The organism is Desulfocicer vacuolatum DSM 3385 (assembly GCF_900176365.1).
Taxonomy (GTDB): Bacteria; Desulfobacterota; Desulfobacteria; order Desulfobacterales; family Desulfobacteraceae; genus Desulfocicer; species Desulfocicer vacuolatum.
Genome location: NZ_FWXY01000036.1, coordinates 1 through 26615, shown reverse-complemented (window position 1 = coordinate 26615; position 26615 = coordinate 1). Strand labels below are relative to the sequence as shown.

26 protein-coding genes are annotated in these 26615 nt (G+C 47.2%); 13 read left to right on the top strand and 13 right to left on the bottom strand.

Annotated elements, in window-relative coordinates; all coding sequences use genetic code 11:
- Positions 1 to 94: 94 nt before the first annotated feature.
- On the bottom strand, positions 95 to 1033 hold the full coding sequence (locus B9A32_RS19725; RefSeq protein ID WP_084071687.1) for an ABC transporter permease: 939 nt from the start codon (positions 1031 to 1033) through the stop codon (positions 95 to 97).
- A 284-nt stretch (positions 1034 to 1317) separates the two neighbouring features.
- Positions 1318 to 2859: an ABC transporter substrate-binding protein gene (locus B9A32_RS19720; RefSeq protein ID WP_084071686.1), complete on the bottom strand. Its 1542-nt coding sequence runs from the start codon at positions 2857 to 2859 to the stop codon at positions 1318 to 1320.
- 843 nt (positions 2860 to 3702) lie between these two features.
- Here B9A32_RS19720 and B9A32_RS19715 point away from each other — a divergent pair.
- The 5 genes from B9A32_RS19715 to B9A32_RS19695 all read left to right on the top strand — a co-directional run bounded on the left by B9A32_RS19715 (position 3703) and on the right by B9A32_RS19695 (position 7203).
- The gene (locus tag B9A32_RS19715; protein WP_084071685.1) at positions 3703 to 3996 is read left to right on the top strand and encodes a nucleotidyltransferase family protein; all 294 of its coding nucleotides are present in this window, start codon (positions 3703 to 3705) and stop codon (positions 3994 to 3996) included.
- Complete coding sequence (locus B9A32_RS19710) at positions 3989 to 4360, top strand: HepT-like ribonuclease domain-containing protein (protein ID WP_084071684.1); 372 nt, start codon at positions 3989 to 3991, stop codon at positions 4358 to 4360. Before B9A32_RS19715 ends, B9A32_RS19710 begins: the two co-directional genes overlap by 8 nt.
- Before the next feature lie 436 nt (positions 4361 to 4796).
- Positions 4797 to 5360, top strand: coding sequence for a Fe-S cluster assembly protein NifU (nifU, locus tag B9A32_RS19705; RefSeq protein WP_084071683.1), 564 nt, complete (start codon positions 4797 to 4799; stop codon positions 5358 to 5360).
- Positions 5361 to 5374: 14 nt separating this feature from the next.
- A complete protein-coding gene (gene nifS, locus B9A32_RS19700) occupies positions 5375 to 6535 on the top strand; it encodes a cysteine desulfurase NifS (RefSeq protein WP_084071682.1) in 1161 nt (386 codons plus the stop codon).
- 47 nt (positions 6536 to 6582) lie between these two features.
- Positions 6583 to 7203: a DUF3786 domain-containing protein gene (locus tag B9A32_RS19695; protein ID WP_084071681.1), complete on the top strand. Its 621-nt coding sequence runs from the start codon at positions 6583 to 6585 to the stop codon at positions 7201 to 7203.
- A 308-nt stretch (positions 7204 to 7511) separates the two neighbouring features.
- Here B9A32_RS19695 and B9A32_RS19690 read toward each other — a convergent pair whose 3' ends face one another.
- A complete protein-coding gene (locus B9A32_RS19690) occupies positions 7512 to 8477 on the bottom strand; it encodes a serine O-acetyltransferase (protein ID WP_084071680.1) in 966 nt (321 codons plus the stop codon).
- Positions 8464 to 8892, bottom strand: a complete 429-nt coding sequence (locus tag B9A32_RS19685; protein WP_084071679.1) for a helix-turn-helix domain-containing protein — start codon at positions 8890 to 8892, stop codon at positions 8464 to 8466. The genes B9A32_RS19690 and B9A32_RS19685 overlap by 14 nt, the downstream gene beginning before the upstream one ends.
- Positions 8893 to 8911: 19 nt before the next feature.
- Here B9A32_RS19685 and B9A32_RS21975 point away from each other — a divergent pair, with 19 nt between their 5' ends.
- Positions 8912 to 9085 (top strand): hypothetical protein, encoded by a 174-nt coding sequence (locus tag B9A32_RS21975; RefSeq protein ID WP_212638032.1) that lies wholly within the window; start codon positions 8912 to 8914, stop codon positions 9083 to 9085.
- Between the two features lie 383 nt (positions 9086 to 9468).
- Here B9A32_RS21975 and B9A32_RS19680 read toward each other — a convergent pair whose 3' ends face one another.
- Positions 9469 to 10845: a sigma-54 interaction domain-containing protein gene (locus tag B9A32_RS19680; protein WP_084071678.1), complete on the bottom strand. Its 1377-nt coding sequence runs from the start codon at positions 10843 to 10845 to the stop codon at positions 9469 to 9471.
- A 569-nt stretch (positions 10846 to 11414) separates the two neighbouring features.
- Here B9A32_RS19680 and tpx point away from each other — a divergent pair.
- From tpx to B9A32_RS19660, 4 genes are all read left to right on the top strand, one after another.
- Positions 11415 to 11921 (top strand): thiol peroxidase, encoded by a 507-nt coding sequence (gene tpx, locus B9A32_RS19675; RefSeq protein WP_084071677.1) that lies wholly within the window; start codon positions 11415 to 11417, stop codon positions 11919 to 11921.
- 502 nt (positions 11922 to 12423) lie between these two features.
- The gene (gene msrA, locus B9A32_RS19670; protein ID WP_084071676.1) at positions 12424 to 13563 is read left to right on the top strand and encodes a peptide-methionine (S)-S-oxide reductase MsrA; all 1140 of its coding nucleotides are present in this window, start codon (positions 12424 to 12426) and stop codon (positions 13561 to 13563) included.
- 75 nt (positions 13564 to 13638) lie between these two features.
- Positions 13639 to 15501, top strand: coding sequence for a thiamine pyrophosphate-dependent enzyme (locus B9A32_RS19665; RefSeq protein ID WP_084071675.1), 1863 nt, complete (start codon positions 13639 to 13641; stop codon positions 15499 to 15501).
- A 194-nt stretch (positions 15502 to 15695) separates the two neighbouring features.
- Complete coding sequence (locus tag B9A32_RS19660) at positions 15696 to 16295, top strand: 2-oxoacid:acceptor oxidoreductase family protein (RefSeq protein WP_084071674.1); 600 nt, start codon at positions 15696 to 15698, stop codon at positions 16293 to 16295.
- 28 nt (positions 16296 to 16323) lie between these two features.
- Here the strand turns inward: B9A32_RS19660 and B9A32_RS19655 are convergent, their stop codons facing one another.
- The 3 genes from B9A32_RS19655 to B9A32_RS21450 form a co-directional block, all read right to left on the bottom strand.
- A complete protein-coding gene (locus B9A32_RS19655) occupies positions 16324 to 16710 on the bottom strand; it encodes an Hsp20/alpha crystallin family protein (RefSeq protein ID WP_084071673.1) in 387 nt (128 codons plus the stop codon).
- Between the two features lie 82 nt (positions 16711 to 16792).
- Complete coding sequence (locus tag B9A32_RS19650; RefSeq protein WP_084071672.1) at positions 16793 to 17239, bottom strand: Hsp20/alpha crystallin family protein; 447 nt, start codon at positions 17237 to 17239, stop codon at positions 16793 to 16795.
- Between the two features lie 288 nt (positions 17240 to 17527).
- On the bottom strand, positions 17528 to 17674 hold the full coding sequence (locus tag B9A32_RS21450) for a hypothetical protein (RefSeq protein WP_170923923.1): 147 nt from the start codon (positions 17672 to 17674) through the stop codon (positions 17528 to 17530).
- A gap of 78 nt (positions 17675 to 17752) precedes the next feature.
- Here B9A32_RS21450 and B9A32_RS19640 point away from each other — a divergent pair, with 78 nt between their 5' ends.
- Both B9A32_RS19640 and B9A32_RS19635 read left to right on the top strand, forming a co-directional pair.
- Positions 17753 to 18877 carry a DVU_1551 family NTP transferase gene (locus tag B9A32_RS19640; protein ID WP_084071670.1) on the top strand — a complete coding sequence of 375 codons (1125 nt, stop codon included), beginning with the start codon at positions 17753 to 17755 and terminating at the stop codon, positions 18875 to 18877.
- Positions 18852 to 19472, top strand: coding sequence for a histidine phosphatase family protein (locus B9A32_RS19635; RefSeq protein WP_084071669.1), 621 nt, complete (start codon positions 18852 to 18854; stop codon positions 19470 to 19472). Before B9A32_RS19640 ends, B9A32_RS19635 begins: the two co-directional genes overlap by 26 nt.
- On the opposite strand, the gene B9A32_RS19630 is transcribed toward B9A32_RS19635, so the two are convergent.
- From B9A32_RS19630 to trsM, 5 genes are read right to left on the bottom strand one after another with little or no spacing between them, the layout of a single operon-like run.
- Positions 19433 to 20509 carry an XdhC family aldehyde oxidoreductase maturation factor gene (locus B9A32_RS19630; RefSeq protein WP_084071668.1) on the bottom strand — a complete coding sequence of 359 codons (1077 nt, stop codon included), beginning with the start codon at positions 20507 to 20509 and terminating at the stop codon, positions 19433 to 19435. The genes B9A32_RS19635 and B9A32_RS19630 overlap by 40 nt on opposite strands.
- Positions 20506 to 21813 (bottom strand): DVU_1553 family AMP-dependent CoA ligase, encoded by a 1308-nt coding sequence (locus B9A32_RS19625; RefSeq protein WP_170923922.1) that lies wholly within the window; start codon positions 21811 to 21813, stop codon positions 20506 to 20508. The genes B9A32_RS19630 and B9A32_RS19625 overlap by 4 nt, the downstream gene beginning before the upstream one ends.
- Before the next feature lie 58 nt (positions 21814 to 21871).
- Positions 21872 to 23404, bottom strand: a complete 1533-nt coding sequence (gene trsS, locus B9A32_RS22575) for a radical SAM (seleno)protein TrsS (protein WP_327020582.1) — start codon at positions 23402 to 23404, stop codon at positions 21872 to 21874.
- A complete protein-coding gene (locus tag B9A32_RS19615) occupies positions 23394 to 23849 on the bottom strand; it encodes a DVU_1555 family C-GCAxxG-C-C protein (protein WP_170923920.1) in 456 nt (151 codons plus the stop codon). The genes trsS and B9A32_RS19615 overlap by 11 nt, the downstream gene beginning before the upstream one ends.
- Positions 23842 to 24780, bottom strand: a complete 939-nt coding sequence (trsM, locus tag B9A32_RS19610; RefSeq protein WP_084071665.1) for a DVU_1556 family methyltransferase — start codon at positions 24778 to 24780, stop codon at positions 23842 to 23844. The genes B9A32_RS19615 and trsM overlap by 8 nt, the downstream gene beginning before the upstream one ends.
- 679 nt (positions 24781 to 25459) lie before the next feature.
- Here trsM and panC point away from each other — a divergent pair.
- A complete protein-coding gene (gene panC, locus B9A32_RS19600; protein ID WP_084071663.1) occupies positions 25460 to 26311 on the top strand; it encodes a pantoate--beta-alanine ligase in 852 nt (283 codons plus the stop codon).
- The last annotated feature ends 304 nt before the right edge of the window (positions 26312 to 26615 follow it).

The following is a 26615-nucleotide window of genomic DNA, read 5'->3' as shown; positions in this document are numbered from 1 at the left end:
TTATCGACCAAGGCCTTTGCCAACGAAAAAAGCCTCGATAATGTCAATAACGAAAGCCTGACCCCACCACGAAATGCGAACACCGAAAGTTGAGTTATTCATAACGAATTTGGGGATTAATAACCCCGTAAAACAGATCCACCATAAGATTCACCACCACGTAGATAAACGACAGGATGAGCACACACCCGAACACCAGTGGTTCATCCCGCCGGAAAATGGCATTTACAGCCAGCCGTCCCACCCCGGGCCAGGCAAACACCGTTTCCGTGAGAACAGCCCCGGCAAAGAGCCGGGCAATCTGGTTGCCAAGGTTTGTGGTGACGGGCATCAGGGCGTTTTTAAAGGCGTGGACCATGATCACTCCAAATTCCCGGACGCCCTTGGCCCTGGCCGTGCGAATGTAGTCTTCTTTAATGACATCCAGCATGGAGGCCCGGGTGATACGGGTGGTGGAAGCCATGAGGGTAAAGGAGAGCACAAAGGCGGGCATGATCAGATGGCGCATGCCCTCCAGGGTAAACATGCTGCCGCCATACCCCGATGCCGGCAGCAATCGTAATTTTACTGCAAAAAAGTAGATCAAAAGAATCCCTGTGAAAAATACCGGTATGGAGATCCCGAACAAGGCTGTGGTCATGGAGGCGTAGTCAAAAAAAGAGTTGCGTTTCACCGCCGAGATAATGCCCGCCGGGATGGACACCAATACGGCCAGCACCATGGCGGCCCCCCCCAGTTCCAGGGTGGGCTTCATTTTTTTGAGCACCACCATGATGACGTTTTCCCGGTAATAGATGGATTTAAGCTCCCCTGTGAACAGATGGGTCATCATTTTGATATACTGGATATGAACCGGCTTGTTCAGGGCAAATTTTTCCCGGGTGAGTTCCAGGGCTTCTTTGGTGGCCCGATCCCCCAAGAGTACCATGGCAGGATCTCCGGGCGTGAGCTTTAAAATGCCAAAGATCATCACTGATATAAAAAACAGCAGAGGCACAAGCAGCATGAGGCGTCGCAGGGTATAATTGAGCATGGCATGTCCATGGGCGTTTTTTTATATGAAATACTCCGCAAATCAGGAGTGTATTTCAAACTTTGTTGTGGGCGGAGCGAGGACAGAATACGGTCCGCCCGTGGCGGTTATATACAATGCAGCCTCCAAGGCAAGCTAAGGCAGAGCCGTCCCCCCGATGGGCAATAGGAACCGGACAATTGAGCTGTCTACAGTTCCGGTCCGGGCCGCCCATTGCCCGTCGGGGGGCGGCGGTATAATACTACTCAATGGCCAAGCCGGGGCATGACCCTGGCACTCATGGATTATTCCACGGTGACATTGCGTTTTTCCGTGACCAGATGGAAATAGTCCTGGGCCGAGGGTTCAAACCCTTTTACCCGTTTGCTGCAAACAGCGGTGACGCTTTTAAAAACCAGCGGAATATGAATATAATCCCGGGCCAGGGCTTTTCTCATCACATATTTATACTGCTCTCCCCGTTTGTCAGCACCCACAAGGGTTCTGCCAAGATCCAGGGCCTTGTCAATGTCCGGCAGTTCATATTTGGAAAAATTCATGGAAGAGCCGCTGTGAAAGATTTTATAGGTCCAGCGATCCGGGTCAGGCACAGATCCCCAGCCCATGATGTAAAAACCGGAATCTGCTTTTAAAATGGGAAACAATGTGCCCCATTCCAGGGATTCCACCCGGGCCTTTAGACCGTATTTTCTCAGCTCTGTGGCAACGGCGGTGGCAATTTTCACCCGGTAGGGGTTCTGGGAGGTGTAAATGGGAAATTCAAATCCCTCTTTAAGAAACCCTTCTTTTTTTAATTCATCAAAATAGGCCTTGGCCTGTTTGGGATCATGGGAAAGGGCGGCTTTTTGCATGTATTGGGTGTCTTCCGGAAACACGCCCCGGGGAATCCATGAATATGCCCGTTCACCCACACCCCGCCAGATGCCCTTGATGGCGGCATCAAAGGGGACACTGTGGTAAACAGCCTTTCGAAACCGTACATCGGCAAAGGGCATTTTTTTGTGTGAAAATCCAATGTAAGAGTTACCAAGGCCCGGGATTGTCATGACGTTCAGGCGGTCATCCTTGGCAAGGCGGCTGATGTCTTGGGGCAGCATTTGGTGGGCGATGTCCAGGCCACCGGATTCAATTTCCGCTGCCATGACTTCAGGCTTGGGAACCGGGCGAAAAATAACCTTATCCAGATGGGGGGTGGTAAGGAAATAATCGGGATTTTTTTTCAGGACAATGCGCTCATCAGGGAGCCACTCCACAAACATGAAGGCACCGGTACCCACGGGGTGTCGGTCAAACGCGTCCATGCCCACCCGGGAGGCCGGTTCTTTGGGCAAAATGCCGGAGGTGGCACTGCCAAGGGCAAGAAGTAAAGGGGCGTAAGCATTTTTTAAATACAGGGTGACGGTGTAATCATCCACAGCTTCCACACGATCCACCGGGGCAAAGAACTCTTTGCTCGGGGAGGCATTGGCCGGGTCCATGATGGCCTCCAGGGTGAATTTTACATCTGCAGATGTAAAGGGTTGGCCATTGTGAAATTTAACGTCTTTTCTTAAATGAAAAGTGTATTGTTTGCCGTCTTGGGTGATCTCCCAGCTTTTGGCCAGGCAGGGGGCCGGGGTGGATGCACTCTCTTTAAAGGAAATAAGGGTGTCAAAGATATTGCCGGCCAGGGCTTCGCCATAGATGCCGGGGATTAACACCGGGTTCAGTTTTGCCGGTTCCTTGGAAATGCCTATTTTTAATACTTTTTCTCCGGCAGATACCCCCGGGCAAAGGCCCAGGGTAAAGCTTGCCAGCACCAACAATGTTATAAAAAGTTTTTTCACTGAGAACCTCCGTTGTTTGTAGGGGGTTATTTTTTTAACCGGGACAGACCAGAAACTAAAAGGGTTTTGGCCTGCTCATCCCTTAGCAATAGTATGCTACGCAGTCCCAAACATGCAAATATGGGGGCACTGCCCAACCATTTATATTACCCAACCGAATATTTGAGAGCAGGAGCTCTTTTGTTTAAAAGGGAAAAATATTTATTTCATTTAAATTACACAGATCACAAGCAAAGATCAACTTGAAGGTTTAGTTTTTTATTTTGATTGATTTTGGCGACGAAAAAATAGGAGACAGACCACGGTTTTTTACCCCATTTTATTCAAAATAAATGGCAAATTTAATTTTCGTCTACACCTGGTGATGCACAAAATCATTGACCGGATATTATTTTCCAAAAAGCGTAAATGCTGACCTGATTTGGTGGGAACTAAACCCGGAACTCTTGAATAATTTCAATCCATGAAAATCGTCATGACCCCATTGAATCATTTTTCAAAAACAAGGATCAGACCGTTGGAATATTTTTTAAGTCATGATAAGCGTAATAAATTGATGTTAAACTTGGTCTATCACCTGTTTTGGAGGTTGTTGATGAAATTACCAGGAAAATTAATTGCACTGATTGTCGGCCTTCCGGTTATATTACCAGTACCCAGTGGGTTGAAGTGGGCATTGCAAGGGGTAACTTAAGTGGGATTGACCTTTATGTGGAGCTGAAACCGCAACCGCCTGCCCATAAAAATAGGAATCTGTATATCTTATATTTTTCAGGACGGTTATAATGGTGGGAATGTCAGGTGCATCGAAATCATCGTTGAAAAAAACGTCGGGAGGACGTCATGACAAATAAAGAAGAGATACTTTTCTACCTGCGTCAATTCAAAAAAGAAAAGAAAGAACGGTACAGCATACTTAGAGTGGGCGTTTTTGGTTCTGTGGCACGGGATGATATGACCGCAGAAAGTGATATTGATGTTGTTGTTGAGCTCGGGAAAGCGGATTTGTTCTATTTAATTGGCATAAAACAAGAATTGGAAGAAGCCTTACACAGGAAGGTGGACATCATAAGGTATCGAAATAACATGAATGCCTTTTTAAAACAAAGAATAGACAAGGAAGCTGTTTATGTATGATAAGGAACTTGTTTTAGAAATACTGAGTCAAATTTATCAAGCTGCACAAACTATTTCACAGCGGTTTGAGCCCGTAATAAAAGTGAGCGATTTTACAGAATCTCCAGCCGGGATGGAAAAACTTGATAGTATATGTATGCTGCTCATTGCCATTGGCGAAGCATTAAAAAATCTTGATAAAACAACAAATAAAAAATTGTTGTGCCGGTATCCCCAGGTTGATTGGAAAAGGGCCAAAGGAATGCGTGACGTAATCAGTCATCATTATTTTCAAACGGATGCAGATGTTATATTTGATGCCTGTAAAAAACATATCCCACATCTTGCACAAATTGTTCGTACAATGATTAAAGATATATCATGAAAATCATGACAATGGAAACGGTAACAATTTTTTAAAAGAATTGTAATTCCCAGTAGCCCCCCTCCTTGAATCTCGCTGTTTCCATGGAATTTCCGTGAAGAAGATTGACAACCTGACACAATGTAGTATGTTTAGATCCAGAATTGAATGATATGCGAATCAAATTCTTAGGCAGGGTCATTCCATTTTTTTCAGCCTGGCTGTCCCCGGCTGGCAAAGTGGCTGATCAGCTCCGAACCGGGCCGGAATCGGTTTGGAAGAATGTAACGGTATAATTAAAAATATCGGTGTTGCAAAAATAAAAAATGCCGTGGATTTGATTGGATTCTTGTGTAAACTGCCACGGGCGGACCTAATCCTGACCTTGGTCTGCCCGTAACAAAGGTGAATAAATTGTGCAGCTTGCCAGGATTTTTTGTAAAAAGGAGGCGTAATTATGTGGGAATATTCAGATAAAGTAAAAGATCATTTTCTCAATCCGAGAAATTCAGGTGTGATGGAAAGCCCCGATGCCGTGGGAGAAACCGGTTCCCTTTCCTGTGGAGATGCATTAAAATTGTTTCTTAAAGTCAATGACAACGGCAGAATCACCGATGCCACATTCATGACCTTTGGCTGCGCCAGTGCCGTGGCTTCCTCTTCTGCATTGACAGAGATGGTAAAAGGCCTGACCCTGGATGATGCCGCAAAGCTCACCAATGATGACATTGCCGATTATCTGGGGGGCCTGCCCAAGGAAAAAATGCATTGTTCCGTCATGGGTCAAGATGCCTTGAGAAAAGCCATCAATGGGTATCGCGGCATCCAGATCCAGGAAAAGCCGGGAGATGTTGTTTGTGAGTGCTTTGGCGTCACGGATCTTGAGATCATTGAAGCGGTGAAGGACAAAAGCCTGGAATCTGCCGAAGATGTCACTTGTTATCTCAAGGCCGGCGGCGGATGTGGCAACTGTTTGGAAAAAATTGAAGAAATCGTTGAATCTGCCAAGGTAGAAGCCTGAACCGGGAGGAAAATATGAAGACGATATACACGGATAATAATGCCACCACCATGGTGGCTCCCGAAGTATTGGAAGAGATGCTGCCCTATTTCTCTGAATTGTATGGTAACCCCTCCAGCATGCACTCCTTTGGGGGCAATGTGGGGTTGAAATTAAAGGAAGCCAGGCAAAAGGTGGCGGATCTGATCCATGCCGATCCCGGGGAAATCGTCTTTACCAGCTGCGGCAGTGAGAGCGACAATGCCGCTATATTATCGGCCCTGGCAGCCAATCCAGATAAAAAACATATTATTACTTCTGTGGTGGAACATCCTGCGGTGAAAAATTTGTGTCAATCCCTGGAAAAAGAGGGTTATCGCATCACCTTTGTGCCTGTGGATAATATGGGACGGCTGGATACGGACATTTTGTATGCCGCCATGGATAATGACACTGCCCTTGTGACCCTCATGTGGGCCAACAATGAAACCGGGGTGATTTTTCCCGTGGAAGAAATTGCAGAAAAAGCAGCTGAAAAAGGCATTCTTTTTCACACCGATGCGGTCCAGGCCGCAGGTAAGATTCCCATTGATGTAAGTCAGGCTCCCATTGACATGCTTTCCCTGTCCGGACATAAGATCCATGCCCCCAAAGGTATGGGCGTTTTGTACGTAAAAAAGGGCGTAAAGTTTCATCCCTTTCTCAAGGGAGGACACCAGGAAGGCGGACGCCGGGCCGGAACAGAAAACACCGCTTCCATCATTGGTATGGGAAAGGCCTGCGAGCTTGCCGGATCACATCTTAAAGAGATGGATACCCGGGTGAGGGCCATGCGGGATCATCTGGAGGCTGGCCTGCTTGAAAATATCCCGGCTGCCACTGTGAACGGTGAAAAAGACAATCGCCTTCCCAACACCTTGAGCATTGGATTTGATGCAGTGGAGGGGGAATCCATTTTGCTTTTGATGGATCAGACCGGTATCTGTGCATCCTCCGGATCGGCGTGCACCTCCGGTTCCCTGGACCCCTCCCATGTGCTCATGGCCATGAAGGTTCCCTTTGAATCTGCCCATGGCACCATTCGGTTTTCCCTTTCCACTTATAATACCATGGAGGAGATGGATCATATCATTGAAGTGATGCCGGGGATCATCCAGCGATTGCGGGATATGTCACCATTCTGGAAAAAACATTGATTCAGAAGACTGTTTGAGCAAAGCAGTGGCCGCCAAGGGGAGGAAAAATGGGCTTTGGTAAATCAGAAGTTTTTGAAGAGACCTATGCAAATTATTTAAAAGAAATAGAACAGATAGATCTTAAAAAACGGTCGGAAATACTGGGGGGCAGGATGGAAAAAAATCATCTGTGCCTCCCCTTTTATGATCAATGGTTTTCCATCGGGCCGGAGGGGATTTTTGATGTTTCCGGCAAGCGGTGTGGTTTTTCCGTGGCAGTGGTGCTTTTAAAATATATTCTCATGTGCCCGGATACCCCCATTGTTCCCGGAGGCGAGTGGCTGACATTCCGGGATTTTAAGGATTCCGGCCCGCTGATTTCTTATTTTACCGCCAATACCAATAAAACCCTGGAGCAGACATTTGCCGGAAAATGTCAGTTGTTAAAGGATGCCTGTGGGGCCCTGGGGGCAAAAGAGGGTGAATTTACAGACACCTATGATATTTCCCTTATGGTGAATGCCCTGCCGAAAATTCCGGTGATGATCAATTTTAATGATCGTGATGAAGAATTCCCGGCAGCGGCTTCTATTTTGTATCGCAAAACCACAGAAGTTTATCTTGACATGGAGTCCCTGGCCATCAGCGGCACCTGGCTTGCTGGCAGGCTTCTTAACCATGGGACTTAAATGGATCGGTGTTTTTCAATCCACTGTTTATTCGGGGGCTCATGCACAGAAAATAACAACCATATAGTATTTACTCAACTTTCGGTGTTCGCATTTCGTGGTGGGGTCAGGCTTTCGTTATTGACATTATCGAGGCTTTTTTCGTTGGCAAAGGCCTTGGTCGATAACATCAATAACAAAAGCCTGACCTCGTCGGCACACTGAGCCCATCGGTACATTTAAAAATGCCGGCTTTGAAATGAAGCCCGAAAGTTGATGTATTAAATGGTAAATCAATAAGGTCTGGGTCCCTAAGGCAGGAATGCTGGCTATTTGTCTTCGTCCTGGTATCGGTAAATGAGTTTGGGGGTTTCAATGAACACCTTGGTGTCCGAAGGGATGGACTGGGTCAGCCATACATTGCCGCCAATCACAGAACCGCTTCCAATGATGGTTTCTCCCCCCAGAATGGTGGCACCGGAATAAATAATTACATTATCTTCTATGGTGGGGTGTCTTTTGGCATCCCGCAGCTTTTCTCCGGCACCCGGGGGAAGGGACAACGCCCCAATGGTGACATTCTGATAAACCCGGACATTGTTTCCGATGACACTTGTTTCTCCTATGACAATGCCGGTGCCGTGGTCAATGACAAATCGGCTGCCGATGGTGGCCCCGGGATGGATATCAATGCCGGTGATGCTGTGGGCATGTTCGGACATGATTCTGGGGAGCTGGGGAATTTTCAACTTGTGCAGAATGTTTGCAATTCTGTACACGGTGATGGCATAGAGTCCCGGATAACTGAAGATCACCTCATCATGGCTTTTGGCTGCAGGGTCTCCCTCGTAGGCAGCAATGACATCCTGGGCCAGGCAGCGCCGCAGCCCGGGTATCTCCTCAATGACCTTTAATGCTGTTCCATACCCTTTATTTTCACATTCAATGCAGGCCTGGCCATACCGAAGACAGTCATGGCGAAGCACATGGGTTACCTGCTCGGCAAGGATGTCGTGGAGTTGGGAAACCGTTTGCCCAATGCTGTATTTCAGGTTGGCACCATCCAGTTTTTCCCGGGAAAAATAACCGGGAAATAGAATTTCTCGAAATTTATCAATCATTTCCTGGACGGAGGTACTGAAATGGATGGGTTCATCCCCGATGTGGGCAAAACAGGTGTCATCTTCCAGGTTTTCAATAATGGTATTTATCACTCCGGGAAGGTTGGTTCGCTGTTCAAAAATGCGTTGGTTGTTGGTTTTGCAGGAGATGAGTTCTTCTTCAAGTGTCTTCATCTTTGGATGCCCCTCCGGTGGTTGAAAGATTATCGGTGTCTTGGAATATGGCTTTAAATAGATGGCATTTTTTGCATTCAGCAATTTTATCCTGCCAGTTCTTATGGGCCTCTCCACTGCAGATGGTGCCGTTGATAAACCAACAGAGATCTCCGGATTTAAATTCCCAGGCAGGGCAGTTGTTTCTTTTTTCATCCGGGCAATTCAGGGTTTCCCAGCAGGGAATTTCTTCGTTTTTCCCGTGGATGCCCCTGAAAAAAAGAAAGAGCATTTGCCGTTCAACATGATGGGGAATTTTTCGCCAGCCTTGTTCGTAGCTGTGAACCGCCTTAATGGAGGTACCTATGAGTTGGGCTGTCTCTTTCTGTGTTTTTTTTAGCTTTGCTCTTATTCTTTTAAATTCAATGCTTTCCATGGTTGCTCTTTTTTTTTATATGAAATACTCCGCCGGTCAGAGGCGTATTTCAAGCTTCGTTGTGGGCGGAACCGAATCAGAATACAGTCCGCCCGTGGCGGTTTATATGAAATACTCCGCCAGTCAGAGGCGTATTTCAAGCTTTGTTGTGGGCGGAACCGGATCAGAATACGGTGCGCCCGTGGCGGTATAATATCATCTCAACTTTCGGGCTTCATTTCAAAGCCGGCATTTTTAAATGCACCGATGGGCTCAGTGTGCCGACGGGGTCAGGCTTTTGTTATTGATGTTATCGACCAAGGCCTTTGCCAACGAAAAAAGCCTCGATAATGTCAACAACGAAAGCCTGACCCCACCACGAAATGCGAACACCGAAAGTTGAGATATCATTTTCAATATACTATAATGGCAGGAAAGTGACATTGTCAATGAATATTTACCACAATGTGGCAATGTTGTTCTGGGGTTTGTGGGGATTTGTACAAAAACGGCAATGACGAATCCCGGGCCTTACTTTAAATCACCTGCGCTTGAAATCATACCTTTGCCTGTTGTGTCAGTGCAATGGGGAAGTACCTATTTAATTGTGGTGATGCCGTCCAGGGTTTGGGGAAATTTGTCAAGGAATCGATAAAGGGTGGCCCGGCCCACGCCAAGATATCGGGCAGCCTTGGCTTTATTTCCACCGGTGAGTTTAAGAGCCTCCTGCACCGAGGTCATATTAAGCTTGGTTGATTTCCCGGTGGGTACAGGCGTGGGGGGGGGTGGTTCTACACAGGTGTCGGGATCTATATTTCTTAACTCCATGGGAAGATCCATGGGTAGTATTTCATTTTGTTTACATCGAACAATGGCAAACTGCACAGCGTTCTGGAGTTCCCGGACATTGCCCGGCCAGGAATAATCCATCATCACCCGTACCGCATCTTTGGAGAATTCCGGGATATTTGCGGAATTATCTTTTTTTGCCCGTTCCAGAAAATGGGTGATGAGAAGGGGAATGTCATTGCGCCGATTTCTCAACGGAGGCAGTTCAATGGGGATGACGTTGAGTCTGTAGTAAAGGTCTTTGCGGAAATTTCCTTTTTCCACTTCCCGGGCAAGATCTTTGTTGGTGGCACTGATGATCCTTACATCCACCTGGATGCTTTTTTCTCCACCCACCCTTTCCAGGGTGCCTTCCTGGAGAAATCTCAGGAGTTTGACCTGGATCTGTTTGGGCAGCTCTGCCACTTCATCCAGAAACAGAGTGCCTTTGTGGGCCAGTTCACATCGGCCTTTTCTTTCCCTGACAGCCCCTGAGAATGCTCCTTTGACATGGCCGAAAAGCTCGCTTTCCACAAGTCCTTCGGGGATGGCACCGCAGTTCACCGGTACAAAATGTGCACCGCCCCGTTTGCTTTCATTGTGAAGCGCCTCGGCCACCCGCTCTTTTCCTGTGCCGGTTTCGCCGTTGATGTGCACAGGGTAGTCATAGGGTGCCACATCCCGTATCTGCTGGAAAAGTTGCAACATTACCTTGTCTTTGCCGATGATGCCGGAAAAAGAGGTGAGTTCCTCAGCTTTGGCTGCCAGGGCATCATGCTCGGTGGTATCCCTGAAAGAGGCAATGACTCCTTTTAAGATTCCTTTATCCATGATGCCGGTGACGCTCATTTCAAGGTGCCTGATTTCACCGTCTTTGGTGGTGATGTTCATGGGATATTCAACTTTATTTTTAAAATCCGGGATGTGCTCTTTGTCGCAAAAGGAGCAGCGTTCTCCGCAAAAGGGCGCTTCAAAGACCTGATGACAGTCATTTCCCAGTGCGTCCTCCCTGGAATATCCGGTTATCTTTTCTGCGGCTTTGTTGAAAAAAACAATTTTGCGATTCATGTCATGGGCAATAATACCGTCTTTGAGATGATCCAGCACCAGTATCAGGCTTTCTTTGTCAAATATGAGATGTTCCATTATCTGCTCCTCCCTGTAGCCGTTTCCCTTGTCGGTGAACGGCATGGGATGTTTTCTGTTAGATACAGATGTGTATCACATACATTGTCCAATTACCATAAGAATGTACACTAAATGAAAATTAGCTGTTGTTTTACATTGGTTTTGATTTGTCGGGGGTTTACAAGGGGACTATCAAGGCTTACTTTCTAATTTAACTTTCGCTGACGACCTAAGGAACGCAAATTTATTAACCTGAGCAAAGAGATCAATTTAGTTTTGGCATAAGCGCAAAACAGATCACACGAGGAATAGTGACTGTTTCTTTGCGTTTGTATTAAATATGTTCAGGTTATTTAGTTTCCATTCCTAAGATTTACCGGAATGAATTATACTGAGCCAGAGCCCCCTTGACGGGTAATTGAGGCACGTTGCCCGTCGGGTGGGGGACGGCGTGATATCATTTGGCTCCGCGTCTACGACCCTAATATTTGTTGTATCCCACAGGAAATGCCCGGTTATATGTAAAACCCATTATGCGTAAGTTCCATTATTTAGTTGGATAAATTAACTTAAAAAGGAGAAATGCCATGACACAGATTACATTAAAAGGCAATCCCATTGAAACCAACGGTCCTTTACCGGCAGTCGGCACAAAAGCTGCTGATTTTACCCTGGTGGGCACCGATCTTGCTGATGTCAAACTAACGGATCATGCAGGTAAAAAAATTGTGCTCAACATTTTTCCCAGCATTGATACACCGGTGTGTGCCGCGTCTTTAAGGCGTTTTAATCAGGTGGCAGGTGAAGCTGATAACACTGTGGTGCTGTGTATTTCAAGAGATCTTCCCTTTGCCCATACACGCTTTTGTGAAGCAGAAGGCCTGAAGAATGTCATCCCTCTTTCCGTTTTTCGTGACCATGATTTTGGCAAGGACTACGGTGTGAGAATCACCACAGGTCCGCTGGCATCTTTGTTTGCCAGGGCCATTGTTATTGTTGATGCCAATGGAGATATTGCATATACTGAGCAGGTCCCGGAGATTGCCCAGGAGCCCGATTATGATGCGGCCCTGGCTGCCCTTGGAAAGTTGTAGCAGAAAATCATGCCGTCGGAGATGCTCCGGCGGCTATTTTTTATACCATGACCATGGCAGACAATATCTTATTTTGATTTCGTTCTCCCCATAACGAAGCTTATATACGTTTTTTATTTGCGGAGCATTTCATATAACTGCCACGGGCAGGCCGTATTTTGATCCGGCTCTGCCCACAACAAAGCTTGAAATACGCCCCAGATTTGCGAGGCATTTGATATAACGGGCATCTCCTGTGGGACACAGCAAATATAGGAAATGGTATTATACCGCTGCCCCCCGACGGGCAATGGTCCCGGACCGGAACTGTAGACAGCTCAATTGTCCGGTTCCTATTACCCGTCGGGGGGCGGCTCTGCTGAGGTTGTCCGGAAGTTTATTTTCTAATAAAACAAAACGCGTCTAAAGTCCTTCATCATCCAAATATCACCTGAAAGTGACCCTGCATATCCGGCCAGAAAAAACTTGAGTTTTCAGGTGTAAAAAAACAGGAGACGCCGCCATGAAAATTATTTATAATACTATTTTACTCATCGCTTTGATTATCGCCGGTTACCTGATTCACAATGCATTTGTTGAAAAGGAGGTAAATGCCATGGATAAAAATAACAATATCCTGGAGAAGGCCACCTTTGCCGGGGGATGTTTCTGGTGCATGGAGCATCCCTTTGAAAAAATGGAAGGCGTTCATTCGGTTATTTCCGGATATGCCGGCGGGCATGTGGAAAATCCCACCTACGAAGAGGTCTCTTCCGGCACCAGCGGCCACCTCGAAGTGGTGCAGATTTCCTTTGATCCGGAAAAAATAGGTTATAAAACCCTTTTAAATATATTTTGGCAGCAGATTGACCCCACAGACGACGCAGGATCCTTTGTGGATCGGGGACAACAATATGGATCTGCGATTTTTTATCACAATAAAACCCAGGAGAGGCAGGCCCGGGAAAGTAAAACAGCCCTTGATAAATCAGGTATTTTCAAGGAGCCGGTTGCCACTGAGATTCGTCCCCTTAATATTTTTTATCCTGCTGAAAATTATCACCAGGATTATTATAAAAAAAATCCCCTGCGATATAAATTTTACCGGGGGAGCTCCGGCAGAGACAATTTTATCAAAAAAAACTGGAATCAAACAGCTCTGGAAAAATTTGAAGCCCAGCTTCAAATGAATACAGCAGGGGCTTTATCGTCAACGGCCCCGGAATTTGTTAAACCCTCAGATGAGGTATTGAAAAAAAGATTGACCCCTCTGCAATATGATGTGACCCAGAAAGAGGGTACGGAACGGCCCTTTGACAATGAATACTGGGACAATAAAGCACCGGGAATTTACGTGGATATTGTCTCTGGGGAGCCGCTTTTCAGCTCCACGGACAAGTTTGCCTCTGGAACGGGCTGGCCCAGCTTTACCCGGCCCATTAATGGGACTGATCTGGTGGAAAAAATTGACAGGCACCTTGTTTTTTCCACCCGCACCGAAGTGAGAAGCCCCCACGCAGATTCCCATCTGGGTCATGTTTTTGATGATGGACCTGCCCCCACAGGTCTTCGCTATTGCATCAATTCAGCGTCTTTGCGGTTTGTTCCCCGGGAAGATCTTGAAAAAGAGGGGTATGGTCAGTTTTTGAAAATGTTTGAATAACCGCCACGGCTGGACCCATTCTGACCTTGGTCCGCCCTGACAAGGCAAAAAATTAAAAACTTTTGGGAGATGCACATGGAAAAAATCGGCGATATGCTTATCCGTAAAAAGCCCTTTCAAGAGATGGTCATGGGAAACACCGCTGTTGTACGAGCCATGGTGGAAGCCGGAACCCGGGTGGTAACATCCTATCCCGGCTCCCCCACCCCGGAAATCGCAACCGCCATCAATAGTATTTCAAAGGAAAAACGTCCCTTTTATTTTGAATTTTCCGTCAATGAAAAGGTGGCCACAGAGGTGGCCTTTGGCGCGGCCCTGAACGGCAATCTTTCCACGGTGTTTTTTAAAAGCGTGGGGCTTAACGTGGCCCTGGACAGCTTTGTGCAGCTGGGATTAATGAATATCCCCGGCGGCCTGGTGATCATTGTAGGGGATGATCCCGGGGCCAACTCCTCCCAGAACGAACAGGACAATCGCAATATTTTCAGGATGTCCCGCATTGCAGTGCTGGAGCCTGCGTCCCCCCGGGAAGTATATCAATACTATCTTAAAGCCGCAAAGCTGGCAAAACAGGAAAGCATTGCCGTGGTATTGCGCCTTACCACCCACGTATGCCATGCCCGGGAAACGGTTTCATTTGGATCTTTTAGCGGGTTAATTTCACCCCACCGCGTTGACTTCAGTACGGAAAACGGCCCATATATTCCCATTGCGGCTCTGGCATTGGAAATGAAGCGTAAATCCCTTGCCAAAATGTCCCGGATCATGGCCTTTGCCGGAGAGCAGGGTCTTAATACCGTTATTCCCGGGCATAAAACCCGAAACCTCGGAGTCATTACCCAGGGGCTTACCTGTAGATCGTTGCAGGATGTTCTCCAGGGGGGCGATGCCGGTCCTGATATTTTAAAGCTTGGCATGATATATCCCATGGACACCAACGATGTTGTGGAATTTCTTAAGGCCCACAATCAGGTGCTCATCCTGGAAGAGCTGGACGATATCCATGAAAAAGAGATAAAGGCCCTTGCCTTTGATCACGGCATTTCTGTGAAGCTTCTGGGAAAAAACAATGATGAAAATTTTATTGGTGAATACACCCCGGACAAGGTGCTTAAGGTGCTTAAGGACGTGTGGCCGGATTTTGTGAAACACCATGAATCTTCAGAACAGGATCTATATTCTGATTCCCCTGTTCCGGTGCCCCCGCGTCCGGCCCAGATGTGTCCGGGCTGCGGGCATCGAAGTGCATTCCATGCCGTTAAAAAAGCGGTGGGGGACAATGATATCACCGTGGCGGACATTGGTTGCCACACACTGGGTTTTCTACCACCCTATGAAATGGGTCAGGTATTGCTGTGCATGGGGGCATCCCCGGGCATTGCATCTGGATTATCCCTTTTTAATATCCAGAGAAAGGTGGTGGCCTTTATTGGTGATTCCACTTTTTTTCATGCCGGACTGCCCGGTATCATGAACACCCTTTTAAACCACCACAACATCACCTTGATTGTCATGGAGAACGGCACCACCGCCATGACAGGACATCAGGACCATGCCGGCCGGGAGATTTCCATTGAGTCCCTGTTACAGGGGCTGGGGATCAAGCATATTTTTTCCTGCGATACCTATCAGCAGTCCACACTCATTGGGCATGTAAAGGCAGCCATGGCCATTGAAGGGTTAAGTGTCGTCATTGCAAAGCATCCCTGCATGTTGAAGCTCACCCGGGCCCAGCGGAAAAAATCAGGTTTTGTGCCCCGCCATGTGAAAATTGATGATGCGATGTGTTCGCGATCCCACGACTGTGTGGAACTATTTGGTTGCCCTTCTTTTGTACGGCATCCCGACGGCAGTGTGGGGGTAAATCATGATCTTTGCATCGGGGACGGCTCCTGCAGGCAGGTGTGTCCGGAAAAGGCCATATCCATTGATTCCTAACCCCGATATTGTTTGAAAAATATGGATTCGTTTGTAAATATTCGGTTTGGTTATGTAAATGTTTGGCCGGTGCTCTATATTTGCCTGTTTGGGACTGCGTAGCATACTATTGTTAGTTGAGCAGGCCAAAACAGATAAAGGTGGGCTGCTGACCGAATATGTACACTCGTTTTTCCAGGAAGGAGTATATAAAAATGACAAACCCCTTTAATATTCATATGACAGGTGTGGGAGGGCAGGGCATTGGGTTGCTGAGCCAGACTTTGCTTCGTGCCGTTGACTGTGCAGGTATTCGTGCCATTGCCGTGGATACCCATGGGCTTGCCCAGCGGGGAGGTATGGTGGTTTCCCGTATTCGCATGGGTGAAAATGTGTTTTCGCCTTTGATCATGGCCCATGGCGCAGACCTTGTCCTTGGCATGGAGATCCATGAGGCCCTGAGGGGGGCACACACGGCCCTTAAAAAAAATGGCATACTTTGTTATTTGAATGTGGCATGGCAGCCCCTGGCTGTACGTCTGGGCCAGGCAGACTCTGTGGCAGAAACGCAAATAAAAACAGTTTGTGAAGAGATGGATGCAAGGGCGTTTTGTGTGGATGCAGAAACCATTGACGATCCCCGAATGCAGAATATGGCTCTCATTGGCACCATTGCCGCCAATAAATTGATACCCGGTGTGGATATGAATCATTATCGTCAGGCCCTGAAAGATCTTTTAGCGGGGCCGGTTCTGGATAAAAACCTTGCCCTGCTTGAATCCTATGGGAAAGGTGCTGCACCCGGACCCGGCTGAAGCCGCCCCGGGTGCAGTAAGGTAAGTATCAGGCACTTTTAATTTCAATGCGCCGGGGTTTGGCTGCTTCTGACTTGGGCAGATGGAGTTTGAGAACGCCATCGGTCAATTCGGCGCTTACTTTTGCGATATCAATGCTCTGGGGCACTGAAAAGGTGCGTGTATATTCCACATCCCCAAACTCTTCCCAGGTGGTGGCGCCGCTTTTTTCCATGCGGCGTACACCGGAAAGATAGAGTTTGCCATTGTCCATATTAATATTGATATCTTTTTTCACCACCCCGGGCATGTCCGTGTAAAGAAGGATCTCGCCGTCATTTTCAAATATGTCCACCATGGGTCTGATGGATGGCAATTCATGGGTGTTTTCCATGTTTTCATCTTCCCTTTTCATGATATTTTTATTCTCACTCATGATAAATCTCCTTTTTAGCCTTGGTGTATTTCAAGCTTTGTTGTGGGCAGAACCGGGTCACAATACGGTCTGCCCATGGCAGTTAGTTGACGCTGATCAATTTGGGTTTTGCCGCTTCTGCCTTGGGCAGTGTGAGGGTCAAAATACCATCCTTTAATGCGGCTTCCACTTTACTGCTGTCCACCTCCGTGGGCAGGGTCATGCTTCTTGAAAAATCAAATGTGCCGCGTTCTGATCTGTGGATTGAATAGCCTTCGGGAAGGTCGGATTTGCGTTTTCCGCTGATTTCCAGATAGTTACCCTGGAGCCTGATGTTGAGATCTTCCTTGGCAAATCCCGGTACTTCTGCACAGATGGCAAAACTATCCCCTTTGTCATAAAGGTTTGTTCTGGGAATTCCGTCGCTGAGCACCCAGCTGGAGGTGTTTCCCCGGGATCTGTAAAATTCATTGGATAATCTGTCAAAGTTTCCCCTCATCAGATCCATGACGCCAAACATTCGATCAATATCACTCCATCTTGTAAACATAATGCATCCTCCATGATTTGTTGTTTATTGTTGAAACTTAACCCCCATGGATTTGCTGTTTTTAAGGGTTTCATCGGTTTTGAGGTTGTTGTCTTAAACAGCAATTTGTTTCCAGGTTGTTTTTTTGTTTTCATCAATTTTTCTTAAACAAATAATAATACCATAAAGGCATGCGTCAATATATTTTTCATTATTTTTTATAAAAATTTTAAAAAAGTAATGAGGATTTGCTTTTGTCGGTGGCATTTAAAAATCAATGGGGATGCGCGCTTAATTCATGGTGTCATATTATCGATTGTCCGGGGGGCAGATATTGACCGTTGTACTTTTGTCTGCCATGATGCCAATGGTATTATACCGCCGCCCCCCGACGGGCAATGAAAAAGTAGTTGCTGTGAACACCCGGCACCCATTACCCAGTACCTGTTTTTTCATTAAAACCACCACGGGCAGACCGCATGCCGGCTCGGCTTTGACCACAACAAAGCTTGATAAACAGTTTAGGAAATTAAAGTGAAGAATAAAAAAAATATAGCTGCAATTATACCTGCTGCAGGCCTTTCTTCCCGCATGAAAGACTTTAAGCCCTTGTTGCCCATGGGTGGGCAATGTATCCTTGAAACAACCATTGACCTGTTTAAACAAAATGGGGTGGGTGATGTCTTTGTGGTGACGGGCCACAGAGCAGAAGCGCTTGAAGGCGTGATTACAAAAAAAAAGGCAACCCCGGTTTACAATCCTGATTTCCATCAAGGTATGTTTTCCACCATTTTAACCGGCGTTAAATGCCTGAAAAACGATTATGATGCCTTTTTTTTGCTTCCGGCAGATATCCCGGCCATCAGGCCCCATACCATAAAAGAAATTCTCAAGGCCTGGTATAATAGCGGGGCAGGCATTATTTATCCCGTATTTAAAGGGGGCAGGGGGCATCCTCCCCTTATTTCCACCCAATTTTTACCTGCCGTTATAAACTTTAATCAAGACGGCGGCTTAAGGGCCTGTCTTGCAGGTTTTGAAAAAGAATCCATGGATCTTGAAGTGTGCGACCGGGGCATTCATATGGATGCCGATACTCCGGAAGATTACCATGCTGTTCTTGAAAAATATAAGACCCTTGAGATCCCTGAGTTTGAAGAGTGCCTCTCTCTTATGGATAAAAGTCCCATGGCAGATGAAAAAATTAAAACCCATTGCATGAAAGTGGCTGAAACCGCCGTTAAGATTGCCACTGCTCTGGATAAAAAAGAGCCTTTGCTTGATATTGCGCTTATTAAAGCTGGCGCCCTTGTTCATGATATTGCAAGAAAATCCCCCAACCACGCCGTCAAAGGGGGGGAGATACTCAAAAATATGGGATTTAAAGAGATTGCAGATATTGTTTCCGTGCACATGGACTTAAAAACATCTCTAAACACGCCTTTAAATGAAGAAGAGATTGTCTATTTTGCCGATAAACTGGTGAGGGGGGATCAGCTTGTCATGGATTTTGAAACAAGATTTAAAGAGAAACTCAGCACATTTAAAGAAAATCCGGACGCTGTTGAAAATATCCGGGCCAGGCTTGAAACTGCCTGTATTATAAAAGAAAAAATTTCAAGGAGTTTGAAAGGTGATTTATCTTTTAAGGCATGGTGAAATAAAAAACGCATCAACAAAGCGTTTCATCGGGCAGACAGATGTGGGGTTAAGCCAAGCGGGGTGCAGTCAGGCAGCTCTATGGCACAATTGTTTTTCCCACGGAACTGCCACAGGCAAACCTTATTTTGATCAGGTTTTTGCAAGTCCCCTTTCCCGGTGCATTGATATGGCCACTATTGTATCCGGTTTTAAAAGCAATACCGTCACTTTAACGGATGAATTAAGGGAGATCAATCTTGGAAAGTGGGATGGCAGACCTGTGGCAGAAATAAGGGAAAAATTTCCCAGAGAGTGGGAAAAAAGGGGGAAGGATTTCACAGGTTACCGCCCCCCCCTGGGAGAAAGTTTTTCAGACCTCTCCCGGCGGGTGATACCGGCATTCCATAAAATAGCCACGGAAAATCAGGGCAATATCCTTATGGTGGCCCATGCCGGAGTGAATCGCATGATTCTTTGCGACCTTATGCATAAAAAAATAGATGCACTTTTCACCATCCCCCAGGATTATGCCTGCTTAAACCTCATCGATAACAGGTCAACACCGTTTAAGGTTCAAGAGATCAATTTAAGGGCAGGGGATTTTGAGCCCTGATGCTCTTTGCGTACCTGGATAAGCTCTGCCACAATGCTCACAGCGATCTCCTCCGGGGTCTGGGCCCCGATGGAGAGCCCGATGGGGGAGTGAATTTCATCCAGAGTCTCCTGGGAAACCCCTTGGGTTAACAGATAATCATAGATCATTTTTCTTTTGGATTTACTGCCGATCATGCCAACATATGTGGCCTTTGTTTTAAGGGCCTGTTCCAGTGTGTCCCGATCATAAAGATGTCCCCTGGTCATGATGACAATATAGCTGCCGGGTCCCATGGAAAATCCACTGAAACAGTTTTCAAGCCTGTCCACCACATGCACTTCAGCCATGGGAAATCGCACTTTATTGGCAAATTCCTTTCGATCATCCATCACAATGACCTTAAAACCGGTTCTATGGGCAAGATGTGCGGTTTCTGTACCCAGATGACCGGCACCAATGATATAAAGCGTTCCATTAAATTGGGCAGGCTCCACAAAAAATCGCTCTTTGCCCACATGAAGAACACCTGGGGAGCGCATTTTTCCTGCATGGTCTGACAAGGATGCCAGGGTTAGTTCATCAAGTTGAAAACCACCTGTCTGGGATGTCCCTGAAATGATACAGCGCTGCATTTGAAAATCTTTATTACTGTCCAAAGGCAGTTGACTCACCATGAACCCGTCCTGATTTTTTTCAAGCATTTCCAGTAATTTTGTAAATATGGTGATATTATCCTTCGTGGCCGGCAGATACTCCAGAAGCAGGCTTACACTGCCTCCACACACCATGTCCATGTCCTCATAGGCTTTGGAATCCAGGGTGAACTCCCGGATACAGGCCCCTTTTTTTGTTTTAAAGAATTCCCGGGCCAGCTTTTGCACCTGGGCCTCCACCCAGCCTCCGCCGATTGTGCCGCTGATGTGAGCATCTTCATGCACAATCATCCGGGTACCGGGGGAGCGGGGGGCCGATCCTTGTTTACTTAAAATTGCGGCCATGACCACGGCCTTGCCCTGCTGTAAACTATTGTGTAATGCTTTTATGGCTTTGCTCATGTTATTATCTCTTTGATTTTACGTTTTCCAGGGTTAAAAAAAAGGTTATTGCGGGAAGGAGATACATCATTGATGCTTAACATCCCCTGGTTTATCCAGCGAGCCACTCCGGGGATTTCATGGAGAATTTGCCGGATATCAAGGGCAAGATCCGGTTTTCCGCCGGGAATGGCCCAGAACTCAAGGTTCAGCCGGCATCGTTGCTGCTGCTTTTCAATGGTGACTTGAAAATCCACAATGTCTTTAAGCCTGAATAATGATTCGTCCATTTCCTGTAGCGCCAATTCCATGCCATTGTATCTGTATACACTGCGGCCCTGCAATCTGTCCAGACGTTTCAATGATGACCCGCAGGCGCACCTGGCCGTTAGCAAACGGGAAATATCCCCGGTGCGGTAACGAATCAAGGGCATACCTGTGCGGGTCAGGGTGGTTAAAACAATTTCACCGGGGTGGCCGTGGGGCACTTTTTTCCCCTGTGGATCCACGATTTCAAGATAGAGATCCGCCTCCCGCAGATGGCATCCCTTAAGGGCCTGGCACTCCACCCCTCCGCCAAGCCCGGTTTCGGTCATGCCGTAATGGTTGAACACCGGGCAACGCCAGACATCCTGTATGGCATCAATAATGGCCCGGGGCAGATAATCCCCACTCAACAAAACACTTTTAAGGCGACCCGGAAGAATGTTCCGGGGCCAGCGGGCAAGGCTTAACACCTGGGCCGGCAGCCCGATGAGGCCGTCAACGGCAAGAGCATTGATTTTATCAATCACCTGTCCGGGATCATTCACAAACCCGTGTACCACTGTCCGGCACCCCATTTGTTCAAGCCCTGTGGTGAGTCTTTCCCCCACAGAGCCAAGGGTGGGGCCGGGCATGAGTACCATGACCTTTTGCCCCTGCGTCACCAGGGCTTTCATGCCATGGGCAAAAAAGTCGGCTGTTAATTCCAGGTCCTCCCGGGTAAAATAGAGACGTTTGGGATTGCCGGTTGTACCTGAAGTCTGCAGGGTAACCACCCTTGCAATTTCACTCTGGGAAACACAGAGCATCTGAAGGCCTGAATCAGCAATATCCCGGGGATAAGTAAACGGCAAATTTACAATGTCTGCCATGGATTTTAAATCCTGGACATGGACATTCCTTAAATGATGCCGGTAAAAAGGGCTGTTTGTCTTTGCAAGATCAAGGGTCTTGTGCAGCAGGTCAAGCTGGTGGTCATGCAATGTCCCGGCATCAAGATTTTCCCCGGAGGAAATACCTGTTTTCCGGGCAATCCATTCCTGCAGCGGTGTTATTTCCATGTGAATCAACATCTCCTGTAAAAATGGGGTCAATTGTGTTTAACGCCTGAATCAGCTGTCAACACCGCTCTTTGTTAATCATAGGAGATTTCCGGTACAGGCTTTTTCCCTGGACATCTGTGAGGTTATACATGCAAAAGGGAATTAATTTTCCCTGGGGTGATAATACATGGATACAGCAGTCTTTCACCCTTTCAAGATCCACATTCCAGACATCTTGAAAGGCCATGCAGGATATGGAAAACATATGGGTTTTCAAACGCGTTAAAAACATGTCCAGATCCAGGGGGGGATCCCCGGGCGAATCGCAGGTAAGGATGGTGGGGCCTGTGGTCTGCTGTTCAATAACTTCAGGCAGCTTCACCGGGGGCTTTGTCGCCATGGGCAGTATTGACAAAACAGGCATTGTCGTGCCTTTGGCTTTTACCTTTGACCGGGGTGTCTCTCCTGTTGTCATGTGATGTTGATTTTTTTTCTCCTCCACCGAAGGAGATCCCCATTGCCTGGCAATAAATCCCATGGTTTTCGTTGCACCTTTGTAACCGTTTTCCACCGTTGTGTCAGGTTTGTGGCGGGTTAAGGGCATAAGATCACCATCAGGCATTAATACAAAATTGCCATGGAATGAGCAAAGGGCGTTCTCTCAGCCCGGGGGCTTAAAATACGAGGCATTGATTCCTGTCCGGGTCTCCACCGCCTGCATCACCTGGGGCAGGGTTATTCTGTCCTTATCCCCCGGAGGGGTGGGGAATCTTCCAAAATAACTCACCGGCTGAAAATGGACCCCCCGCACCTGGGGTGATCGCGCCAGGCCAAAGCGTATGATATCACCCACTTGATGATCATTGATCCCCGGTACCAGTGTGGGCACAAGCACCATGGCAAGGCCTTCTGCACCACAGTTGGCAATGGCCTGTTCCTTGGTGGATTGAAGATTTCTCCCCCGGAGCTTTAAGTGGACCCTGTCATCCACCCCGTCAAATTGTAGAAATACACTGTCAAGTCCTGCCTGTTTGAGCTGTTGAACAAAATGTTTCTCCTTTGCCAGGCGAAGGCCGTTGGTATTTAACTGGATAAAGGGAAACCCCATCTCTTTTCCCATGCGGATGATGTCGGGCAAGTCATCCCGCAGCGTGGGCTCTCCCCCGGATAGCTGGATATTGCATCCCCCTCCGGTGTGGTGTTTGATCTGTTTGTACCAGGTTTTTATCCGGCTTATTTCAGGATCAGCCACGCCCCCCCCGCTGTCGGCAAAACAGACAGGACAATTAAGGTTACAGCGCCAGGTTATTTCCAAAAGGGCGGTGCAGGTGCGCTGCCGATGTTGGGGGCAGATACCGCAATCAAATGGACAGCCCTGTCGGGTTTCGGTGCCGTGACGTGCCGGGCCTGCCGGGGTTTTGGTGCGAACCCAGCTTTTCATGTCCGGTGGGCCTTTCCAGATGAGAGTGGACATGGGACCATGCTCAGGACAGGTCTTGACCAGAAAAACGCCTTGTTTTTTCTGTATCCGCCGGGCCTCAAGTTTTTTAAGGCAGTGGGGGCACAGACTCTGGGTGTGGGCCAGAACCCCGTCCTGTTCAGTCATCATCCCTGGAAAACTCCGGATCTATTCCATTGTCCATGAGAATCTGCATGACTTTGTCATAGGTTTGGGCAATGAGTTCCCCGCAACGGATACTCATCTGGGGTGATCCAGCCTGTCCCTCTGTTATGTCGTGACAAAGGCTGCTTCCATGGGGCTTTGTTCTTTCATCAAACCATTCATTTAATTCTGCCGTCATGGTGTTAAAGACCGGCATCTCTTTTTCGTTATCATTGCCCCTGGCACCATAAAGGGCAAGAATACAGGTTCCGGCACCCAGGGCACCACAGGAGCCGGAACAAGTCCCCAGACCATTGGCAAGTCCGGCCATGGCCCGTACCAGGGGGGGATTTGTCTGCCCTTGTTCTTCCAACGCCATTATCATCATCATCTGGCTACAGGGATATCCCTTTGCCCTTAGAGACACCAGGCGCATTATTGTATCAGTCATTTTTCTCCTCTTTATAACGGACATGTCCTTTTGGACACAACAAATATAGGGTCGTAGACGCGGAGCCAAATGGTATTATACCGCCGCCCCCCGGCCCGGCCCGGAACTGTGGACAGCTCAATTGCCCGGTTCCTATTGCCCGTCGGGGGGGCGGCTCTGCCTTAGCTTGCCCGGGAGTTTTATTTTCTAATAAACTGCCACGGGTGGACCGTATTCTGATCCCGGGCTTACGGGCAATGATTCTGAAATATCCCGGACGGCTTGCCCGGATGGCATCACAGGCCCGGCCGGAGGCTTTGCATTCCCCACCAAAGACCCGGGCCCAGAAATGTTCCAGTGAACCATGTTCAAAAATAGCCTGGCCTGCAAGCTGGGTTAATAAATATGAAAGATCTTCCCACACCATTTCTTGGAAACCGGTGTATGCCACATGTTCATGGATATCTGTCTTTCCCATACCTTTTCTGAACCCGCATGCCAGGGGCATCTCTTTTATTTTATGCACATGGGCCTTGTTGCGAAGGTAAACATCACATAAAATTAATTGCCCCCCTGGAGCAAGAACCCGATAAAATTCCCCCAGGGTTGCCCCCATATCCGGTGTCAGAGAGAGCACACATTCACAAAAAACAGCTTTTAAACTATTGGATTTAAAGGGTAGAGCCTGGGCATATGCCCGGGCCGCAGGCATCTTGGTGGCAGATGCAAATAAGTCCAGATCCACATCAATGCCAACACAATTAAGGGCAAATTCTTTGTTGAGCATATCTCCTGCAGCACCGGAGCCGCACCCCACATCAAGCACCTTGTCTCCGGGGCTTAAGTGTGATTTCATCACCGATTCCCGGGTCAGTTCAAGCCCCCCGGGACGAAGCACCGGTCCTGTGAGTTTTTTTAAAGCCGGGGTTTGATAAAGCGCTGTTGGCATCATTGATTTCAACCTGGCCTTTTTAAAAGCCACTTCCTTTCAAATTTTCGGGTATAATTTAGAGTTATCACGCTCATTTGTGGCAGGTCAAATCCCAATATGCTCTGTCCATGGCAGTTTTATTAGAAAGTAAAACTTCCGAGCATCCTCAGCAGAGCCCCCCCGAGGGATAATAGGAAGCGGCCAATTGAGCTGTCTACAGTTCCGGGCCGGGAACATTAGCCCTCTGGGGGGGGGGGCGGCATGACACCATATTTCAATATTCATTGTGTCCGCCAAGACATGCCTGTTATATAAAAGGATTTTCAGTGAAAATCAACAAGGGTTATTAAAACTCTATTTAAATATGTGCATAGAAATAAACTAACCTAAAATAACAAAAAAATAAGCTTGGTGAAAAACAACCATTAAACATGCCAAGGTGGTATCTCCTGGGGCAAAGTGACCAATGGGCCTGAAACAGAAAACCATTACCCAAAATTGTAAAATCATATTGACAATACAAAGGATCAATCTTACACAAGGGACTATGAGTTTGGGAAAAATACGGCATCCATCATTAACCATAAAGGTAGTTTACACTTTTTTTGATAATCCTTAAATGGAGACATTGCTCTGAAAAGTGTACGGCGGGGATGAAGGATGCCAACAATACCCTATAAAATTTTTTTGAGGTGATGTCATTAAACAGATTCAGACAATTAAAGAGATGATGGAGTATGCCGATACCCAGCGTCAGAATAAACGCACCATTGCATTTGTTCCCACCATGGGGTTTCTTCATAAAGGCCATCTGGCATTGATGGAAGAGGCCGGAAAACACGCAGATGATCTGGTGGTGAGTATTTTTGTTAATCCTGCTCAGTTTGGTCCCAATGAAGATCTGGCAACCTATCCCAGGGCCTTGGAAAAAGACCTTGATCTGTGCCGTGACATGGGCGCATCTGTGGTGTTTACTCCGGAGGCATCGGAAATCTATCCCGAGGGGTTCCAGACCTATGTGGAGTTGGAAAAACTTCCCCTGCACCTGTGCGGACTTTCCCGACCGGTGTTTTTCAAGGGTATTGCCACGGTGGTGACCAAGCTGTTTAACATTGTCAAACCCCATGTGGCAATTTTCGGCCAAAAGGATTTCCAGCAATTGACCCTCATCAGGCAGATGGTGAAAGATTTAAGTTTTGATATTGATATCGTCGGGGTACCCATTGTGAGGGAAGATGACGGGCTTGCCATGAGTTCTCGCAATAAATATCTCACCAAAGCGCAACGACCCCATGCCCTGCTGCTGCATCGTGCTCTTTTAACCTCACAAGAGATGATTTCAAGTGGGGTTTCCGATGCCGGAGAGATTGTGGCAAAGGCCAGGGAAATTCTGGCATCCTGTCCTGATATTAAAATAGATTATGTCTCCATCTGTGATCTTTTGACCTTGGATGAAGTGGACAGCATCAATGAACCTGTACTCATGGCCATTGCTGTGATGCTTGGCAAAACAAGGCTCATTGACAATAAGGTGATGGAATTCGGGGCCTGATTTTCCGGGGGGGATAACAAAACTGCCGCGGGCAGACTCTATTTTGCCCCCCCTTTGCTTCTCCATGTTCCAAACAGGTCAGATATTGGGGGCTCTGCCGGGTTATAACTTAGGAGTTTCGTGATAATAAAAGGCATGACTTTTTATTTATATTTTTTAAAATTCAGTAAATTCCAAATAAAAAGAGCAATCATTTATTTTTATGCGGCTTCTTAGATTCTTATCTCTTATTTTCGTGTTGTTTTGGCAAAAGAATTATGTAGACTACTCATAACTATTTGCCAATTCAGGGATTATCACCATT

Bases quoted from the DNA above. Each gene is read 5' to 3' on its own strand.
- trsM (WP_084071665.1), bottom strand. From the start codon at position 24,780: ATGATGCCAACAGCGCTTTATCAAACCCCGGCTTTAAAAAAACTCACA.
- B9A32_RS21450 (WP_170923923.1), bottom strand. From the start codon at position 17,674: ATGAAAAAACAGGTACTGGGTAATGGGTGCCGGGTGTTCACAGCAACT.
- nifU (WP_084071683.1), top strand. From the start codon at position 4,797: ATGTGGGAATATTCAGATAAAGTAAAAGATCATTTTCTCAATCCGAGA.
- B9A32_RS19695 (WP_084071681.1), top strand. From the start codon at position 6,583: ATGGGCTTTGGTAAATCAGAAGTTTTTGAAGAGACCTATGCAAATTAT.
- B9A32_RS19680 (WP_084071678.1), bottom strand. From the start codon at position 10,845: ATGGAACATCTCATATTTGACAAAGAAAGCCTGATACTGGTGCTGGAT.
- B9A32_RS19655 (WP_084071673.1), bottom strand. From the start codon at position 16,710: ATGAGTGAGAATAAAAATATCATGAAAAGGGAAGATGAAAACATGGAA.
- B9A32_RS19660 (WP_084071674.1), top strand. From the start codon at position 15,696: ATGACAAACCCCTTTAATATTCATATGACAGGTGTGGGAGGGCAGGGC.
- B9A32_RS19625 (WP_170923922.1), bottom strand. From the start codon at position 21,813: ATGGAAATAACACCGCTGCAGGAATGGATTGCCCGGAAAACAGGTATT.
- B9A32_RS19630 (WP_084071668.1), bottom strand. From the start codon at position 20,509: ATGAGCAAAGCCATAAAAGCATTACACAATAGTTTACAGCAGGGCAAG.
- B9A32_RS19615 (WP_170923920.1), bottom strand. From the start codon at position 23,849: ATGACTGATACAATAATGCGCCTGGTGTCTCTAAGGGCAAAGGGATAT.
- B9A32_RS19725 (WP_084071687.1), bottom strand. From the start codon at position 1,033: ATGCTCAATTATACCCTGCGACGCCTCATGCTGCTTGTGCCTCTGCTG.
- tpx (WP_084071677.1), top strand. From the start codon at position 11,415: ATGACACAGATTACATTAAAAGGCAATCCCATTGAAACCAACGGTCCT.
- B9A32_RS19690 (WP_084071680.1), bottom strand. From the start codon at position 8,477: ATGAAGACACTTGAAGAAGAACTCATCTCCTGCAAAACCAACAACCAA.
- B9A32_RS19710 (WP_084071684.1), top strand. From the start codon at position 3,989: ATGTATGATAAGGAACTTGTTTTAGAAATACTGAGTCAAATTTATCAA.
- msrA (WP_084071676.1), top strand. From the start codon at position 12,424: ATGAAAATTATTTATAATACTATTTTACTCATCGCTTTGATTATCGCC.
- B9A32_RS19715 (WP_084071685.1), top strand. From the start codon at position 3,703: ATGACAAATAAAGAAGAGATACTTTTCTACCTGCGTCAATTCAAAAAA.
- B9A32_RS21975 (WP_212638032.1), top strand. From the start codon at position 8,912: ATGAAATACTCCGCCGGTCAGAGGCGTATTTCAAGCTTCGTTGTGGGC.
- nifS (WP_084071682.1), top strand. From the start codon at position 5,375: ATGAAGACGATATACACGGATAATAATGCCACCACCATGGTGGCTCCC.
- B9A32_RS19665 (WP_084071675.1), top strand. From the start codon at position 13,639: ATGGAAAAAATCGGCGATATGCTTATCCGTAAAAAGCCCTTTCAAGAG.
- B9A32_RS19650 (WP_084071672.1), bottom strand. From the start codon at position 17,239: ATGTTTACAAGATGGAGTGATATTGATCGAATGTTTGGCGTCATGGAT.
- B9A32_RS19685 (WP_084071679.1), bottom strand. From the start codon at position 8,892: ATGGAAAGCATTGAATTTAAAAGAATAAGAGCAAAGCTAAAAAAAACA.